The sequence below is a fragment of the Nostoc cf. commune SO-36 genome (genome assembly GCF_023734775.1).
GTDB lineage: Bacteria > Cyanobacteriota > Cyanobacteriia > Cyanobacteriales > Nostocaceae > Nostoc > Nostoc commune_A.
Genome location: NZ_AP025732.1, coordinates 6459885 through 6475559 on the forward strand (window position 1 = coordinate 6459885; position 15675 = coordinate 6475559).

General features: G+C 41.3%; 11 protein-coding genes and 2 pseudogenes. 5 read left to right on the forward strand and 8 right to left on the reverse strand.

Going from position 1 to position 15675, the window contains the following annotated elements; genetic code table 11:
* Positions 1–178: 178 nt before the first annotated feature.
* Both ANSO36C_RS29150 and ANSO36C_RS29165 read right to left on the reverse strand, forming a co-directional pair.
* Positions 179–726 (reverse strand): annotated as a pseudogene (locus tag ANSO36C_RS29150) (phosphate-starvation-inducible PsiE family protein).
* Between the two features lie 87 nt (positions 727–813).
* A pseudogene (locus ANSO36C_RS29165) lies at positions 814–1738 on the reverse strand (tetratricopeptide repeat protein).
* Positions 1739–2005: 267 nt separating this feature from the next.
* Between ANSO36C_RS29165 and ANSO36C_RS29170 the strand changes: the two are divergent.
* The 3 genes from ANSO36C_RS29170 to ANSO36C_RS29180 all read left to right on the forward strand — a co-directional run bounded on the left by ANSO36C_RS29170 (position 2006) and on the right by ANSO36C_RS29180 (position 5550).
* Positions 2006–4054, forward strand: a complete 2049-nt coding sequence (locus ANSO36C_RS29170) for an elongation factor G (RefSeq protein ID WP_251957602.1) — start codon at positions 2006–2008, stop codon at positions 4052–4054.
* A gap of 175 nt (positions 4055–4229) precedes the next feature.
* A complete protein-coding gene (locus ANSO36C_RS29175; RefSeq protein ID WP_251955366.1) occupies positions 4230–4934 on the forward strand; it encodes a DUF6444 domain-containing protein in 705 nt (234 codons plus the stop codon).
* A 16-nt stretch (positions 4935–4950) separates the two neighbouring features.
* A complete protein-coding gene (locus ANSO36C_RS29180; RefSeq protein ID WP_251955367.1) occupies positions 4951–5550 on the forward strand; it encodes an IS66 family transposase in 600 nt (199 codons plus the stop codon).
* Between the two features lie 575 nt (positions 5551–6125).
* On the opposite strand, the gene ANSO36C_RS29185 is transcribed toward ANSO36C_RS29180, so the two are convergent.
* Complete coding sequence (locus ANSO36C_RS29185) at positions 6126–6761, reverse strand: restriction endonuclease subunit R (protein WP_251957603.1); 636 nt, start codon at positions 6759–6761, stop codon at positions 6126–6128.
* 644 nt (positions 6762–7405) lie between these two features.
* Positions 7406–8896 carry an ABC transporter permease subunit gene (locus tag ANSO36C_RS29190; protein ID WP_251957604.1) on the reverse strand — a complete coding sequence of 497 codons (1491 nt, stop codon included), beginning with the start codon at positions 8894–8896 and terminating at the stop codon, positions 7406–7408.
* An 87-nt stretch (positions 8897–8983) separates the two neighbouring features.
* Here ANSO36C_RS29190 and ANSO36C_RS29195 point away from each other — a divergent pair, with 87 nt between their 5' ends.
* Positions 8984–9739 carry an amino acid ABC transporter ATP-binding protein gene (locus ANSO36C_RS29195; RefSeq protein WP_251957605.1) on the forward strand — a complete coding sequence of 252 codons (756 nt, stop codon included), beginning with the start codon at positions 8984–8986 and terminating at the stop codon, positions 9737–9739.
* 55 nt (positions 9740–9794) lie between these two features.
* Here the strand turns inward: ANSO36C_RS29195 and ANSO36C_RS29200 are convergent, their stop codons facing one another.
* The 4 genes from ANSO36C_RS29200 to ANSO36C_RS29215 form a co-directional block, all read right to left on the reverse strand.
* On the reverse strand, positions 9795–11144 hold the full coding sequence (locus tag ANSO36C_RS29200) for a PQQ-dependent sugar dehydrogenase (RefSeq protein ID WP_251957606.1): 1350 nt from the start codon (positions 11142–11144) through the stop codon (positions 9795–9797).
* Between the two features lie 184 nt (positions 11145–11328).
* On the reverse strand, positions 11329–12672 hold the full coding sequence (locus ANSO36C_RS29205) for a calcium-binding protein (protein ID WP_251957607.1): 1344 nt from the start codon (positions 12670–12672) through the stop codon (positions 11329–11331).
* 812 nt (positions 12673–13484) lie between these two features.
* Entirely contained in the window at positions 13485–14291 is an 807-nt protein-coding gene (locus ANSO36C_RS29210) for a pentapeptide repeat-containing protein (RefSeq protein WP_251957608.1), read from the reverse strand.
* A 10-nt stretch (positions 14292–14301) separates the two neighbouring features.
* The gene (locus tag ANSO36C_RS29215) at positions 14302–14940 is read right to left on the reverse strand and encodes a hypothetical protein (protein WP_251957609.1); all 639 of its coding nucleotides are present in this window, start codon (positions 14938–14940) and stop codon (positions 14302–14304) included.
* 281 nt (positions 14941–15221) lie between these two features.
* On the opposite strand from ANSO36C_RS29215, the gene ANSO36C_RS29220 reads away from it, so the two are divergent.
* Positions 15222–15668: a hypothetical protein gene (locus ANSO36C_RS29220; protein ID WP_251957610.1), complete on the forward strand. Its 447-nt coding sequence runs from the start codon at positions 15222–15224 to the stop codon at positions 15666–15668.
* Positions 15669–15675 lie beyond the last annotated feature (7 nt).

Consider the following 15675-nt stretch of genomic DNA (forward strand, 5'->3'; position numbering starts at 1 on the left):
ACAGTTTTTCTTATTGCCTCTCTCCTAACATAGCTTTTAGCTTTGAGGATGTACCTCATAGCTGCCGGAAGTGCTGTATGCATCCAATTTTCTGATACAGCCCCAAGCAAGGGAGTGGAGAGTAAGAAAATGCTTTTTCTTCACTCCCCACTCCCCACTCCTCATATTTCATAACAATTTATCCAAGCGGTTGATTTTCATCACATTGACGTGAATACTGTAATTCCAACTCATTTTGCCGTTCTCTACTTCCTCTATAGACAACCGGGCAAAACTTAGTGTTAGCGCTCATGCAATCCATGTGTGGCGTTTTAGCACAGACTACGAGTAGTCCACCCAGAACAAACAACAAACCACAAATTGCCAGCGTATTAACCCAAGAAATTTCCAGCGCTCCGTGAACTACTACTTCTCGGAGTAGAGATACAATTGTTACCTCAACTGCCACTCCCACAGAAATACTATGTTCTTGCAAGTAGACCATTAATAGTCGGAATAATTCGACTAAATCAACACAAATAGTATTTTTGCAGTCACATGTTTATAGTCTAGTGGCTGCGTGATGGCGATCGCTATCCCCCACAATTGGATCAGCATGACGGCGAACAAACCCAAACACAAGACAATCACAATTAAGTCTTGAAAGGCTTCCATGTTGCGAACAATTGATTGCCGATCAAGCCAGCGATCGCTAAATAAAAATCGACTTTTCTGGCGCTTTTGCATTTACATTTTTCCAATCGGGACAAGTTCAGACAACACCAGCGAGTCAACCCAATAGTTTTATGTTATGCAATATTAAGTTTTTGCGCCTCAGCGAGGTTGGTAATTTAAATTTTGTGCCTGTTGCAACAATTGTTCGGCATTTTTTGCCCACTGAGGATTCCTCTGAGCATTATATAAATCTCTAGCAAATTGCAATACTTGTACTGCATCTCCATATTGCTGTAACTGCATAAAAACTAACCCAGCACCATAATAAGCATTAGGATAATTGGAATTAGCTTCGGCTGATTTTCTAAAAGCCTCTAATGCCTCTTGCAATTTCCTTTGCTGAAACCAAATTGAGCCGAGATTATAGTAAGCTTCTGGATATTTGGGATTAATTTTTAATGCCTGATTAAAGGCATCTCTGGCTTGATCGAGTTTGCCTTGTTGGAGATAAACACATCCCTATATGATAAGGAGGCTCTGGTGCATTTTTGCTATATTCTATGGCTTTTCTAAAAGATGCGATCGCCCCTTGGCAATCTCGTTGCTGCTCTCGTACCAACCCTAAGTTATAGTGGGCAAATCCTAGTTTGGGATCGAGTTCTAGCGATCGTTGCAAATAATCGTTAGCTAACTGTAAATTATTCCCCTCTAACAACGCTCCACCTAAATTAGCAAAAGCTGGAGCAAATTTAGGATCGGCTTGTGTCGCTCGATAAAATGCATCCGCAGAGGGTTGTAATTGTCCCGTTTGTCGAAACGCTAACCCTAAATTATAATGCGCTGGTGCTAATGCCGGATCTAATTGAGCCGCTTGTTTAAAGGCTGCGATCGCATCTTGTACCCTTCCCGCCTGAATTCCTTGTAAGCCTTGGTTTAACCAGTCTACAGCAGTTTTAGGATTAGATTGTGCCAGCTTTGAGGCGACAGGAGGAGATAGAGAAATTGAAGGGGAGGCAATACTAACAACCAGGAAAGTCAAACTTACTAACCCTGCTATGCGATATTTAAAGAATGATAATCCCATTGATTTTCTGACTCGCAACACTTTCAGTTAAATTTACTCCATAAAAAGTTTTTTACAAAAATTTTTGATTCGGCATAAAAGTTTGTAAAAATTAACTTTTATTAAGCTAAATCTTACGACAGACTACAATTTTTTTAAGTTTCGATTAAAAGGAGCATAATAACAAATTAAAGAAGGGGTAATTTTGACTCCAGAGAACCATTTTTTATCCCTGATACATATAGCAGAATAATGCGGTTAGGAAAAACTTACCGCAAGGGAGGTTTTATGAACGAAAAAGTAAAATCGGGTTCGCGGAATGTTGCAATTGTCGGGCCTTATTTGAGTGGAAAAACCACTTTACTAGAAAGCTTGTTATTTGTCACAGGGGCAATTTCTCGCAAAGGGAGTGTTAAGGACAGCAATACAGTGGGAGATAGTGCTGCCGAGTCGCGCGATCGCCACATGAGTGTAGAAGTCAGCGCCGCTAGCACTGAGTATAACGGCATTCGCTTTACTTTTATTGACTGTCCGGGAAGTGTAGAATTTGCCCAAGAAACATACAATGCTTTAATGGGAGTGGATGCGGCAATTGTAGTTTGCGAACCCATCCGCGAACGCGTCCTCACCCTCGCTCCTCTATTTAAATTCTTGGACGATTGGGAAATTCCCCACCTCGTCTTCGTCAACAAAATGGATCGGGCAAATATTCACGTTTTGGAAACGTTGCACGCCCTAAAAGCAGTATCTAGCCGTCCCCTGGTAGCGCATCAATATCCTATTATGCAAGGGGAACAACTCACCGGCTTTATCGATATGGTGAGTGAACAGGCGTATCAATATCATCCAGGCGCACCTGCTGACCCTATCCCCTTCCCCGAAAGCTTAAAAGAAGAAGAACATATAGCGCGGGCAGAAATGCTCGAAGCCTTAGCAAATTTTGACGACCATTTACTCGAAGAACTTTTAGAAGATATCGAACCTCCTCAAGAGGAAATACTCAAAGATTTAAAAATGGAATTAGGGGCAGATTTGGTAGTGCCCGTTTTTTTTGGTGTAGCAGAACAAGATTATGGTGTTAGACCTCTATTAGAAGCCTTGTTACGGGAAGCCCCCGAACCAGAAGCCACAGCACAACGTCGTTTAAAAAACATAAAAGGTGATACAGCTTTAGCGCAAGTATTAAAAACTTTTTACACTCCCCAAGGTGGCAAACTCTCTTTGGTGCGTGTTTGGCGCGGCAAATTAACTGATGGCATTGTCCTCAATGGCATTCGGACTGGTGGAATTTACCGCCTCATGGGACAGCAACAGCAGTTCGTTAATGAAGTTGATGCTGGTGAAATTGTCGCATTGAGCCGTTTAGAAGGAATCAAGACAGGCGATACAATCTCCACAGAACAGCAAGCAGCAATTAAATTACCCAAAGCTGCACAGTTAGAACCAGTGTATGCCCTCGCTATTACACCAGAAAAGCGTAACGATGAAGTTAAACTCAGCGCTGCCATCACCAAGTTATTGGAAGAAGACTGTTCACTTGCTTGGGAACAACATGGCGATACTCACGAAGTTATCTTGTGGGGTCAAGGCGAGATTCATTTACAAGTCACCCTAGATAGACTGCGCCGCAAATATAACTTGCCAATGACAACTCATTTACCGCAAGTGCCTTACAAAGAAACCATCCGCAAAACAGTGGCTTCAGTTCATGGGCGCTACAAGCATCAAAGCGGTGGTCACGGACAGTTTGGTGATGTTTTTCTCGATATTAAGCCTTTACCACGCGGTACAGGTTTCAACTTTAATGAAACTATTGTCGGCGGCGTGGTTCCCAAACAGTACATTCCTGGCGTAGAAATGGGCGTGCGGGAATTTTTAACACACGGACCTTTGGGCTTCCCAATGGTGGATTTGGCGGTAACTCTGACTAATGGTTCGTATCATAACGTTGATAGTTCCGAACAAGCCTTTAAACAAGCTGCGCGATTGGCAATGCAAACGGGGATACCTCAAGCTGAACCTACTTTGTTAGAACCAATTCTGCGGGTGGAAGTTACCACACCTAGCGAATTTACCTCCAAAGTGCTGCAACTGTTGAGTGGTAGACGGGGGCAAATATTGGGCTATGAGGGACGAAACGATTGGCAAGGCTGGGATAATGTCTCTGCATACTTGCCACAAGCAGAGATGCAAAATTTTATTGTAGAGCTGCGATCGCTCACCTTGGGCGTTGGTTCTTTCCACTGGGAATATGACCATCTCCAGGAAGTGCCTGAAAAGCTTGCCGAACGTGTCATTCACAGCAATGGCAATGGTGGTAACGGCAACAGCAAATAATTCTGGATTTTAGATTTTGGATTTTGGATTAATCTAAAATCAACACTAGCCTGGAACTTTAAGTTTCGGGCTAATAACTAAAATAAATCGTTGTTAATCTATATTTTCTGTAACTGCCCAGGTAGGAAAGTCAGGGATATTCCCGTGAAGGGAGGAAAGATGGTAATGTTCAAGAATGAGTCCAGAAGAAAAAGATCAAAAAATAGAAAGGCTAGAGCTAGAGGTTAAGGCACTGCTGGAAAGGATAGCAGAGCTAGAGAGAAGTTTGGGACTAGATAGCCAAACAAGTTCAAAACCACCAGCCAGCGACGGACTCAAAAAGTCAAATCAAATACGGACAAAAAGTTTAAGAGAAAAAGGGAAGCGGCCATCAGGGGGGCAGATAGGTCATCCAGGGCAGACATTAAAACAAGTATTAGAGCCAGAGAAAATAGTAGAACATCCAACACCATGCTCATGTCCTGGATGTGGAAGTGATATTGGGGATGTAGGAATCAAAAAAATCATCAAGCGACAAGTATTTGATATACCAGCCCCACGCATCATCGTCACAGAACACAGAGTGGCAGTCAAAGAATGTCCAGAATGTAAAACTCTCCTACAAGGTAGTTTTCCAGAATCTGTCACAGCACCAGTACAGTATGGAGCCAGAATTAGAGCAGTTGCAGCTTATCTAAATCATCAACACTTTATTCCCGAAGACCGATTGAGTGAAGTGCTGCTAGATTTATTTGGTTGCCGAATGACACCAGGGACAATCGCAAAGACAACTTTGACTCTGGCTCAAATCATAGAACCAGTAGTAGCAGAGATGGCCTCTGAGGTAAAAGCAGCAGCAGTTAAACATTTAGACGAGACTTTCTTTGAGGATTGGTGGTAAAACCAATTGGCTGCACGTGGTTGCCACTAAAACACAAACTTGGTATCGAGTTTCTCCTCAACGTAAAGACATAGAAGTATTAGCTGATATCAAGGGTGTAGTAGTCCACGACCATTGGAAACCCTATTATCAACTCCTTGATGTCAATCACGCTTTGTGTAATGCCCATCATCTTCGAGAACTCAAAGCAATAGATGAAATCGAGCAAGAACCTTGGGCTAAATCCATGAACAAGTTGTTGCTTTTAGCTTGCAATTACAAGCATCGTTATCAATCAGGTATTCCCAAAAATGTTGTTGCTCGTCTGACTCAACTGTACGAGCAAATTCTACAACGAGGGCTGAGTTTTCACTCCTCTCAATCACCCCTAATCCGCAAAGGTAATCGTGGGCGGGTGAAACGACGTGTTGGTCATAACTTGTTGTTGCGGCTTCAAAATTTTCAGAGTGATGTTTTACGGTTTCTGACACAACCTGATGTTCCCTTTACCAATAATCAGGCAGAACGTGACTTGCGGATGATGAAATGTAAGCAGAAGATTTCCGGTGGTTTTCGCTCCTTCGAGTTTGCGGTTTCATTCGCTAATATCCGTTATGCATCTTTCCACTGCTTCTAAGCAGGGTCTTAACTTACTGGAAGTTATTACTCAGGCGCTACTTGGTAATGTCTCTGTTTTTCTCGCCTCAATTAAGTAGGTAGGCAGTTACAAATAAAGTAGTAAATATACGGTTGTGCATATTCATGCAAATAAGTTCTCTGATTCTATCAGGATTCACGGAAAACTCGCCAAAAACCGCATGAATCTTTAATACATAGTTGTGAATGAGGCTTTTAACTCCGTTAATGAGTCTTTGATAGTCGTGAATGAGTCTTTTAACTCCGTTAACGAGTCTTTGATACTCGTGAATGAGGCTTTTAACTCCGTTAATGAGTCTTTGATACTCGTGAATGAGGCTTTTAACTCCGTTAACGAGTCTTTGATACTCGTGAATGAGGCTTTGATACTCGTGGACGCAGTTTGCAGTTGAGTTCAATATAGACCTAACCCCCAGTCTCTTCTCTACTAGCGTTGGGGAGTAAGGCTCAAAGCCTCTCAAGAGCAGGAGAAAGGTCAAAGTTTATTACATACAAAAGCGATCGCTGAAATAATTCTTACCATGCGATCGCAGACATTAAGAGTTAAATTACTTTTTAAAGCTGACAAATTGCTTTTAAAATTTGTAGCAACTGACTTGAACGTTCTCTTTCCATTAAATTTAATTCTGGTAACAGATAATAAACCGGGGGATTTCCTTGTTCGATATAAACAAACTGATAACTTCTACCATTAGTTGTTAATCCCCAAACTGATTTTTGATTATCTAAATTTTTATAAGCATAAGTGAGTACCTGAGGTAAACCTGTTGATATATCAATCTGACTATTTTTAGATTCGATTAACAGTATCCAAAAATATGTTTGCGGTTTTAAATGTTGAGCTTTACTAACAGCTAAAATATCAAACCTTCCTTTAATTTTGATATCTTCATCTTCAACTTCAACATCAGCAATATTTTCCTCCAATAGAATCTCGATAGGATAGCGATAAAAACCAGCTAATCTTAGTAAAGGCGCAACTGCAAGAAATTTTACCTGACCTTCAGAAACTTTGCCTGCTGTAAGATAGCGTCGAAAGTCATTTCTAATTTGCAGAAGTTCCTGCTGTTCTGGTTCCGTGAGAGGTTCCAGAGATAAGTAATTAGAAAATGAGTCACCGTACTGTTCTTGAAAGCCAAACAGACGCTGAACTTCTTCTAAGGATAAATTACTCGCGTTGAGAATTGTCATATATTTTTGGTTGATTCAGGTACAACTCAATCCAAATTCACTATATAAAACCTATCTTAATCCCTGGCTGATTACATAGAATACGTTAATTTGCAAGAAATTATTTTTGAAAGTCTCTTAGAGGTTGTTTGAAAAGTGGTTGGCTGTATCTTTGCACTTATTGATCCCTCCTAACCCCCCTTAAAAAGCTACGGTGTACACACAAGTCGAATTACCCCCCTTAATCCCCCCTTTAAAGGCTACGGTGTATACACAAGTCTTGCCGCAGCCATATCATTAATAAATCTCGCACTGCGTTTCTATCCCGCCTCGGAATGAATTCCGAGTCTCATAGCTGAAGTCCACTTAAGTGGACTAAATGATTAATTCAGTCTACTTAAGTGGACTTTAGCTATCAGCCCTGAACTTCAGTTCTGGGCGGGATGTCGGTGAGTGTGACAGTTTCACTCTGACAACAATGTGGGTAGAGAATTTTCGACTTATGTATACACGGTAGCTTAAAAAGGGGGGAAACCGGAATCAAAGTCCCCCTTTTTAAGGGGAGCCACTGCGTTGGGCGGCTCTGCCGACTTGAAGCACGTGGCGTGGATTTAGGGGGATCTAAAACGTTTTGCTACCAAGAAGAGGGCTTTTCAAACATCCTCTTAACGCTTGATGGGATTCATCCAAGCTTCTAAGCGACTAAACGCCTGTGAAGAAAGCAACGTTAAACATAAATAAACCATCGCTACACCTGCGTAAATCTCAAAAGCGCGATAATTGTCAGCAACAATTAACTGTCCTTTACGTAGTAATTCTTCAAACCCAATTACAGAAACTAAACTAGTATCTTTTAATAAACTGATAAAATCATTACCCAAAGGTGGAATCATCCGCCGGAAAGCTTGGGGAAAAACTACATAACTCATTGTTTGCACAGAACTCAAACCTAATGATTGTGCTGCTTCTGCTTGCCCTGGTTCAATTGATTGAATTCCCGCACGGACAACTTCGGCAATGTATGCAGCGCTATTCAAACTTAAGGCAATTACCCCAGCCGTTAGGCGATCAAAAGTAAATGTAAAACCAAGCTCTTGCGAAATTGCTGGTAATCCAAAGTAAATCATAAAAATTTGCACCAGCAAAGGCGTTCCCCGAAAAAAATCTACATAGGCTCTCGCCAACCAACGCACAGGGGCAATATGAGAAAGGCGAATAATCCCAATCAACGAACCGCCAATTAAACCAAATACTACAGAAAGTATCGTCAACTGCAACGTTACCAATGCACCCTGCAATAAGCTTGGTAAAGCCTGCAAAATCACGCCAATTGAAGTTAATATTTTCGGTGCTACAGCTTTAGTTTGATTCTCAAATGGTGATTTAGCTGGTAGTGATGGCGGTTCGGTTTGAAACCATTTTTGGTAAATTTGGGCATAAGTGCCATTTTTCAGCACTCTATCCAAACCATCATTTATCAATGCCAAATTCGGCGAATTTTTAGCCGTAGCAATTCCATAAAACTCCTCTGTCAGTAATTGTTGTACTATTTTAATTCCCTTGAGATTGCCTGTATTAATAGCATATAAAGTAACAGGCGCATCATTAATTACTGCATCCACATTACCATTGAGCAATTCTTGCAGGGCTATGGGTGCTGAATCAAAACTGCGAATTTGTACCCCAGGAACACTTTTAGCCTTTGCAGCCCCAGTTGTACCAATTTGTACTGCAATTTTTTTATTTTTGAGACTGTCAAAACCAGTAATATCTTGATTGTCTGTACGAATTGCGATCGCTAATCCAGCCTTAAAATAAGGACGGGAAAAAGAAATAGCCTTTGCCCTCTCCTCTGTAATTGTGATCGAACTAAGAGCCGCATCTACCGTTTTGGCTTGCAAAGCTGAGATCATCCCATCAAAAGGCAGACTTTGAAAATCCACTTTAAATTTAGCTGTAAGTGCAATCGCATTCATCAAATCAATCGAAAAACCCTGCAACTCACCACCTTGTTTTTGAAACTCAAAAGGTGGAAACGTCGGTTCCGTAGCAATTCGTAGAGTTTTCCCCGCGCTAGGGTTGACAGCACAGCCAGCTAATAACAAACAGCTAAAACCTACAACCACAAACCAGCGCACAAAACCAAATTTAACCATATTATATTTTCTTCCCTCTGCGCTCTCTGCGCCTCTGCGGTTCGTTAAAAACCTTACAATCAACTTTAGAGCAGCTTGACATAAGTAATGAACAATACCATCCCTGCAATTATTTTTGACAATATCGAAAAAAACTTTGGTTCACTCAAAGTCCTCAAAGGAATCACGGGCGAAATCAACCGGGGAGAAGTCGTTGCAGTTATCGGTTCTTCCGGCTGTGGTAAAAGTACCTTACTACGCTGCTTCAACCGTCTAGAAACCATCGACAAAGGGCGTTTAATAATCAACGGCATTAACTTATCCAAACCCACCGTCAACTATAGCCAACTGCGGCAACTACGAACACAAGTAGGGATGGTTTTTCAACAGTTCAATCTGTTTCCCCATCTGTGCGTCTTAGAAAATATGACACTCGCACCGCGTAAAGTCTTGGGTAAAACACCGAAAGAAAGCGCCCAACTAGCGAGGTTATATCTCGAAAAAGTTGGTTTATCTGACAAAGCGTCTGTTTATCCCGAACAACTTTCTGGTGGACAAAAGCAACGAGTAGCGATTGCTCGTAGCTTATGTATGAATCCCCAAATCATGCTATTTGACGAACCCACCAGCGCCCTAGATCCCGAACTCGTCGGCGAAGTTCTGCAAGTCATGCAGCAATTAGCAGCAGAAGGGATGACAATGGTAGTTGTCACCCATGAAATGCAATTTGCGCGGGAAGTAGCCCATCAGGTGATATTTTTAGACAAAGGTATTGTGACAGAGCAAGGTTCAGCCTATGAAGTGCTAACCAATCCCCAAAGCGATCGCTTACGAATTTTTCTCAGTCGTCTCAACAGCAGATAGTTAGGAGTAGAGATTTTCTGCTTCTCTTCAATCATCAAAAAATCCCTAATCTGCTTTATTTAGTGGGCATAGAAACTTCCCAAATTCCTTGATTTCCACCATATTCTAGAACATAAATTTTATTGCCAATAATCTCAGCATCAATGGGTCTATTAAAACCTTTGGCAATGCGTGTTGCATTAAGTTTATAGTTGGTAGTTCCCACTTTAGTTAAGTTTAAATGCAGTAGGTCTTGACTAGGATCTTTAAAAGGGCCTGGTAATGTTTCGCCAGTCGGATCGCCTGGTGTCCAACTCAACATGAATCCATCTTTGTTAAATTCTGGACTCATTACTCCTTGTGTATCAAAAACTAAGCCCAAAGGAGAACGGTGTGTTGTAAAAGTGCTAAAACTTTGCCCAAGAGTGCTAGCATCTTTGACTTTGCCATCTACAGGATCGCGGTAACTGTCTGCGTCTGGGCCAACATTAAGAATTGGTTCTATAAAGTCTATAGCAGGCCGAATTGGAAAGGTTGGATCGTTACGAAAGTAGCCCTTTTGAACAGCGTTAAATCGAGAATCTAGCAATCGGTCAGTAGCAGGATTATAATTGGCAAATTGTTGTGGATTATCTGTCCCACCAATACGCCAGGGAAAGCCGTAATGACCACCTAAACGTAGCCAATTTAATTCTTCTGGCATATCGCGATCGGGGCCATTTTCTGCACCAAATAAATCCCCATTAGGTGCAAAAGCCATATCGTAAGTATTGCGGATTCCTTCTGCAAAAATATAGCCAGATGCCTTCAAGCTTGCTCGATTGTTTGGCAGAAAGAGATTTTTGCCATTAGTAGGAAGACGGAATATACAAGTGGTTAATCCTACGTCACGAATATTAGGATATTGACCATCAACAGACTGAACCTCACCATGATCGGTACGAGCGCCGCTATTCACATAGATGAAGTTACCATCGGGGCTAACAACCACACCATTGAAGCGATGGTCATAGGCTGTTTTGCTTTTGGGATAGCCCGCACTCTTAGCTAAGACAGACCAGACACGCTGTCCTGTAACGGAATTAACTACACCTTTAACAATAACTGCTTTGGTCTGGTTATTCACAAGGTCTGCATTGCCAACTAAATAAATTGTACCGTTGGGGCCAATGGCCATTCCTTGAGTTTCACCTACATTATGATTACTAGAGTTGTACACTAGTGTACTAGTAGATAAGGTTAAATTGACTTGATAAATATCACCATTTTGTTTGAGGTAATAGAGGGTATTGTTTCGGGGATCTTTTGCAATCCGAACAGAAGCAGAAACCGAAGATGTATTGGTAATATTGCGAATCTTAATATCAGGACGTAGGCTTTCAGGTGCAGCATTTACTCCAGTAATGCCATAATTTAATATAACCATTGTTAACAACAGAGTTTTAACAGTAAAAAAGCACTTTTTGAGAAGTAACTTACTGATAAATCTGCATTCAACTTGCTTAGATGATTTAGTGTTATTCATTGTTTCCTTCATAAATATAGTCAGATGATTTTGTTGCTAAATCCTCTTGATGAGGAAAAAGTTTAGAGATGATGGGTACTATGTTTTATGCCAAACTGACTTTTAGCGTATAGGGAGCAGAGTTACTGTCACTAGAGCCAGAGAAAGTTCCGCCATCTTCAGGGAAGAAAGCATATTTAGTTACTGAAATTGAGTATGTACCTGAACCTAGTGAAGCGGTGATTAATGACCCAAAGTCGGGGGCACTATCATCGTCACTTTGCAGTAAAATCCCAGCATTGTTAAAAAGTCCGATAACTGTATCATCAGTTGTCACTGTACTAATGGTGACAGTTTTTGGATTTGCAAGAGAAAATGTAAAAAAGTCGAAATCGGGATTGTCCCCCGGTTGAACTGTTACTAACCCACCTGAGAGATTAACGTTTGAGCCTGATGATAAAGAACCCAACCCTTCAGCAGTGGCTAGTTTATTGTTTGTAGCTTGTCCAGCATTTTCCCGCTCATAAAAAAGGAAACTATCACTATCAAGTCTAAGGTTGACTACGCCCTGCACAATACCTACAATCTCATCTGGTTCTGCTCCAGGTTTATCTAAGAATATTTGTGTGTTAGCTCCAACAGCTTGTAGGCGGTAGTCTTTTGGAGAGCCTTTGAGTTCTATTCTATCTTCAGTAAGCTTGAAGTCAGTAATAGTAGCTAAGTCCCCAAAACCAGCATTTGTAGTGTTTTTATCGTCGTAGAAGACATTTCTCGCGTCCCCAAGGATAAATCTATCTCGCCCAACGCCGCCAGTTAAGATATCAGTTTCGCCTAATCCAGGTGGGAGTGGACTACCGGGAAAATTACCGATGAGGATATCGTCTCCAGACCCGCCATTGAGTATGTCATTGCCACCCCCACCTTGTACTGTGTCATTGCCGTCCTCACCGTTTAGGATATCATCGCCAGCAGAACCGTCTACCGTGTCATTGCCTGCTCTGCCATTGAGAGTATTATTTAAAATATTGCCAAAGAGGAAGTTGTCAAGACTGTTACCTGTCCCATTGATACCAGGAATTTCCCTCAGCCTGAGGTTCTCCAGATTCGCGCCTAGTGTGTAGCTAAAAGAAGGGCGGACAGTATCTATGCCTGAATTTGCAGCTTCTGTAATGATATCAGCAGCACTGTCAATGATGTAATTGTCGTCGCCTATTCCCCCATTTAAAGTGTCATTACCCAAGCCGCCATCAAGTGTGTCATTGCCAAGTCCACCGATTAAACTGTCGTTTCCTGTCCCACCAAACAGATTATCATTACCATCCGCACCATTGAGGGTGTCGTTACCGGAAGAACTATTGGCATTACCACCATTAGCCCAACCATATATTGTGTCATCTCCCGAAGTTCCATTTCTTGTGTCAGGAGATGTAGTACCGAAAATAACTGCCATATTATTTATTTTTCCTGAATTTACACCGTGTGCGACTTTCTCTCAAACCTAATCCCCAAACACTTCCCTACAACGAAAGGGGAGTAAAAATCAAAGGCTCCAGGAGCGCAGGAGAGAAATGGAGAGGGATTCCAAGAATAAGTTACACATCGCGTTAAATTTATAACTAATGCCTAAGTTCAGCCTCAATCAAAAAAACTTTTAAAAGTTTGATGTGGCTTACTTCAAAGTTAAAGTTCAAATACAGATACCTTTGCTAACCTAATTAATACCAATGTTAATTAGAAACTATTAATTATTGATTTGGTTAGCTTATTATACAAATGGTAAGTAATTGCTCAAAGTTAATTTATTTCAATTATTTTCACCCGCTCATGTTTATTTCATTTTAAACCCCCGTGTAATTATTTAATTACCATGAACGAAAGTTACATCAAATTCTTTACCAAATCTTATAAATGTAGACTTTATAATTTTTAATACTGTTAGAAGGTTTATAAACTTTAATTAAGCCTTTTTTTTAAATCCTGTTTTTTTTAGTAACCGTTACAAGGTTTCTCAGCTTAATACGATATTGTCGTTAAGTTATATATCAAGATTTATTTATACTTCTAAATAAAAATACTTTTCTATTAAAGAAATGCATTTTAAAATACATGAGTTAAACTTATATATTGTCCATAGCGTTTTTGGGCTTAATAACACTTAAGCTTTACATAAATTTTATATGGTTACTTTAACTACTAAAGTTTATTGTGGGAGGGGATACCCAAAAAGCATGGTGCTAAATGTCAATTACTTTTTATTGTTAACTAATTCTGTTTTGAACCGTTAGGCATAATTGTCTCATTAAAGTTTACGCCACTAAGGTTAGCTCCTCTCAGGTCGGCCCCTCTGAGGTTAGTTCCTCTCAGATTCGCTCCTGCTAAATTCGCGCTTCTGAGGTTAGCCCAACTTAAATCAGCTTGGCTCAAATCAGCTTCACTAAGGTTAGCCCGCAACAGGTAAGCACCAGTGAGGTGAGCCTTGTTCAGATTAGCTTTGTATAAGTCAGTTTTATAAAGATAAGCTCCCAACATTTCCGCCTCGTACAAACTTGCTTCGCTAAGGTCAGCTGCAATCAAGTTAGCCTCAATGAGGTTGGCAAAAGAGAGATTAGTCCGCATCAGTTTTGCTGCACCCAAATCGGCATCTCTCAAGTTGGCGTTTCTTAAGTCAGTGCCAATGAGATTAGCATACGCGATCGCAGCGCCTCTAAGATCCACCTGACTCAAGTCCGCGCCAATCAGATTGGCATGGCTTAAATCTGCCTGCGTGAGTATAGCACCACTCAAGTTAGCGACACTGAAGTTAGCATCACTCAAGTTAGCTTCATTCAATAAGGCTTTATAGAGGTTGGCACTACTGAGGTCAGCGCCACTGAGGTTTGCTCGCACGAGTAAAGCATTACCCAAATCTACCCTTCTCAAGTTTACCCCTTGGAGATTTGCACCTCTAAGGTTATTGCCTTGCAGATTCGCGGCACTGAGGTCTGGTTCAATCTGGGGGTTTTTCTTTCTCCACTCAATCCATGTAACTGCACCTGCTTTGAGTAAAGTTAGATGCTCTCGATTTGCCATTTTTTCTCCTTTACTCCTGACGCCCACCTAGAGAAACCCGACCAGCGACACTTTCAATAGCCGTTAACGCTCCTGCTGCACCTGCTAGAATATCCTGTTCTTGTCCACCTAAGTAAAGCCGTCCAAAGCTCCCTACAGCTTGAACTTCAAGAATGTTAATCCTCGCCGCTTTCTCTGCTTCATTGGCAGCTAGTGCGGCGTAAGCAGCAGGTTCCACTTCTAATACATATAGTGTTTGTCCTGCTAGTAGTAGCTGTCCCCGGCGTGTGCGATTAATCAGTTGTGTTTGATAAGCATCGATGTTGCGGATAATTTGACTAGAAATAACACGCGGTTTGAGACATTCCTCTCTTTTGACTCCCAGTGCCGCCAAAATTGCTTGGCCAGCAGCTCGCGTTTCACCTTGGGAGCTAGAATGAACTTCCAATAGTCCGTATAGTCGTTCAACTACCTGTACTCCCGGACGGACAGAGGCAGATTTCAGGGCTATATCCGTAATCTTATTAATTTCGATACCAGGAGAGATTTCAATCCACAGTGATGTATCTCCTGGTAATGGTAAGAAGCCTTGGGCTACTGTTCCCATATATGCTGCATGCTGAGGTTGCAGATTGTCGAGAAATACGAAACTGCGTAGTTCTATGCCCAAGATTTTGCTCTCCAATCATGAGGTAAAAGTTATCTATTGCAAGATATAAGCGCCTAACTTGACAATATTAGGGTATAAAGGAGCGTAAATTTTATCTAATGTATCGACACCTCTGTGTCAAATCGCAATTATAAAATTTAATAACTCCCGGTTCGCCCATTTCTTTATGAGTTAGAGAAATGGGCGAACCGGGAGTAGCTAGGTTTATTTTCACCCACTTACTCCAACCTTGCTATACTTGACCAAGTTTTGCCTCTAGTCAAGTTATTAGGAAGTCTACAATGTCAATATCTAGTGATGCACAGCAGCAGATGTATGAGGCTTATGCTTCGTCGTATGCGATTTTTTTAAAGAATTGGCAAATCCAGCGACAAGTAGCTTTAGATATGCTTGAGAAGCATTTTAAAAGTAACTTTTCTAAGCAACGGGAAGTTTCGTCGGTGCTAAGTGTTGGCCCTGGCCCTGGAGAGTTCGATAAGCAACTTATCCACTTTCTCCAGCAATATGTCCCTAAAGGGCAAACTTTAAAATATGTGACAGTAGAGCCTAATCATGTTCATCGGCAGATATTTGAAGCAACGATGCAATCTGCTGGTCTTGGTGAAGTGGACTTAAAAATGCATCCAGTTACTATTGAGGATTTTCATGCAGATGATGCAGTTCGACTGTATTCATTACACGCATTCTCTTTACCACATGCCCAATCAAGAGAGGCAATTAATCCTTAAGTCTCTT

Coding starts and splice junctions, on each gene's coding strand:
- ANSO36C_RS29170 (WP_251957602.1), top strand. CDS start 2,006: ATGAACGAAAAAGTAAAATCGGGTTCGCGGAATGTTGCAATTGTCGGG.
- ANSO36C_RS29175 (WP_251955366.1), top strand. CDS start 4,230: ATGAGTCCAGAAGAAAAAGATCAAAAAATAGAAAGGCTAGAGCTAGAG.
- ANSO36C_RS29185 (WP_251957603.1), bottom strand. CDS start 6,761: ATGACAATTCTCAACGCGAGTAATTTATCCTTAGAAGAAGTTCAGCGT.
- ANSO36C_RS29190 (WP_251957604.1), bottom strand. CDS start 8,896: ATGGTTAAATTTGGTTTTGTGCGCTGGTTTGTGGTTGTAGGTTTTAGC.
- ANSO36C_RS29195 (WP_251957605.1), top strand. CDS start 8,984: ATGAACAATACCATCCCTGCAATTATTTTTGACAATATCGAAAAAAAC.
- ANSO36C_RS29200 (WP_251957606.1), bottom strand. CDS start 11,144: ATGGTTATATTAAATTATGGCATTACTGGAGTAAATGCTGCACCTGAA.
- ANSO36C_RS29205 (WP_251957607.1), bottom strand. CDS start 12,672: ATGGCAGTTATTTTCGGTACTACATCTCCTGACACAAGAAATGGAACT.
- ANSO36C_RS29210 (WP_251957608.1), bottom strand. CDS start 14,291: ATGGCAAATCGAGAGCATCTAACTTTACTCAAAGCAGGTGCAGTTACA.
- ANSO36C_RS29220 (WP_251957610.1), top strand. CDS start 15,222: ATGTCAATATCTAGTGATGCACAGCAGCAGATGTATGAGGCTTATGCT.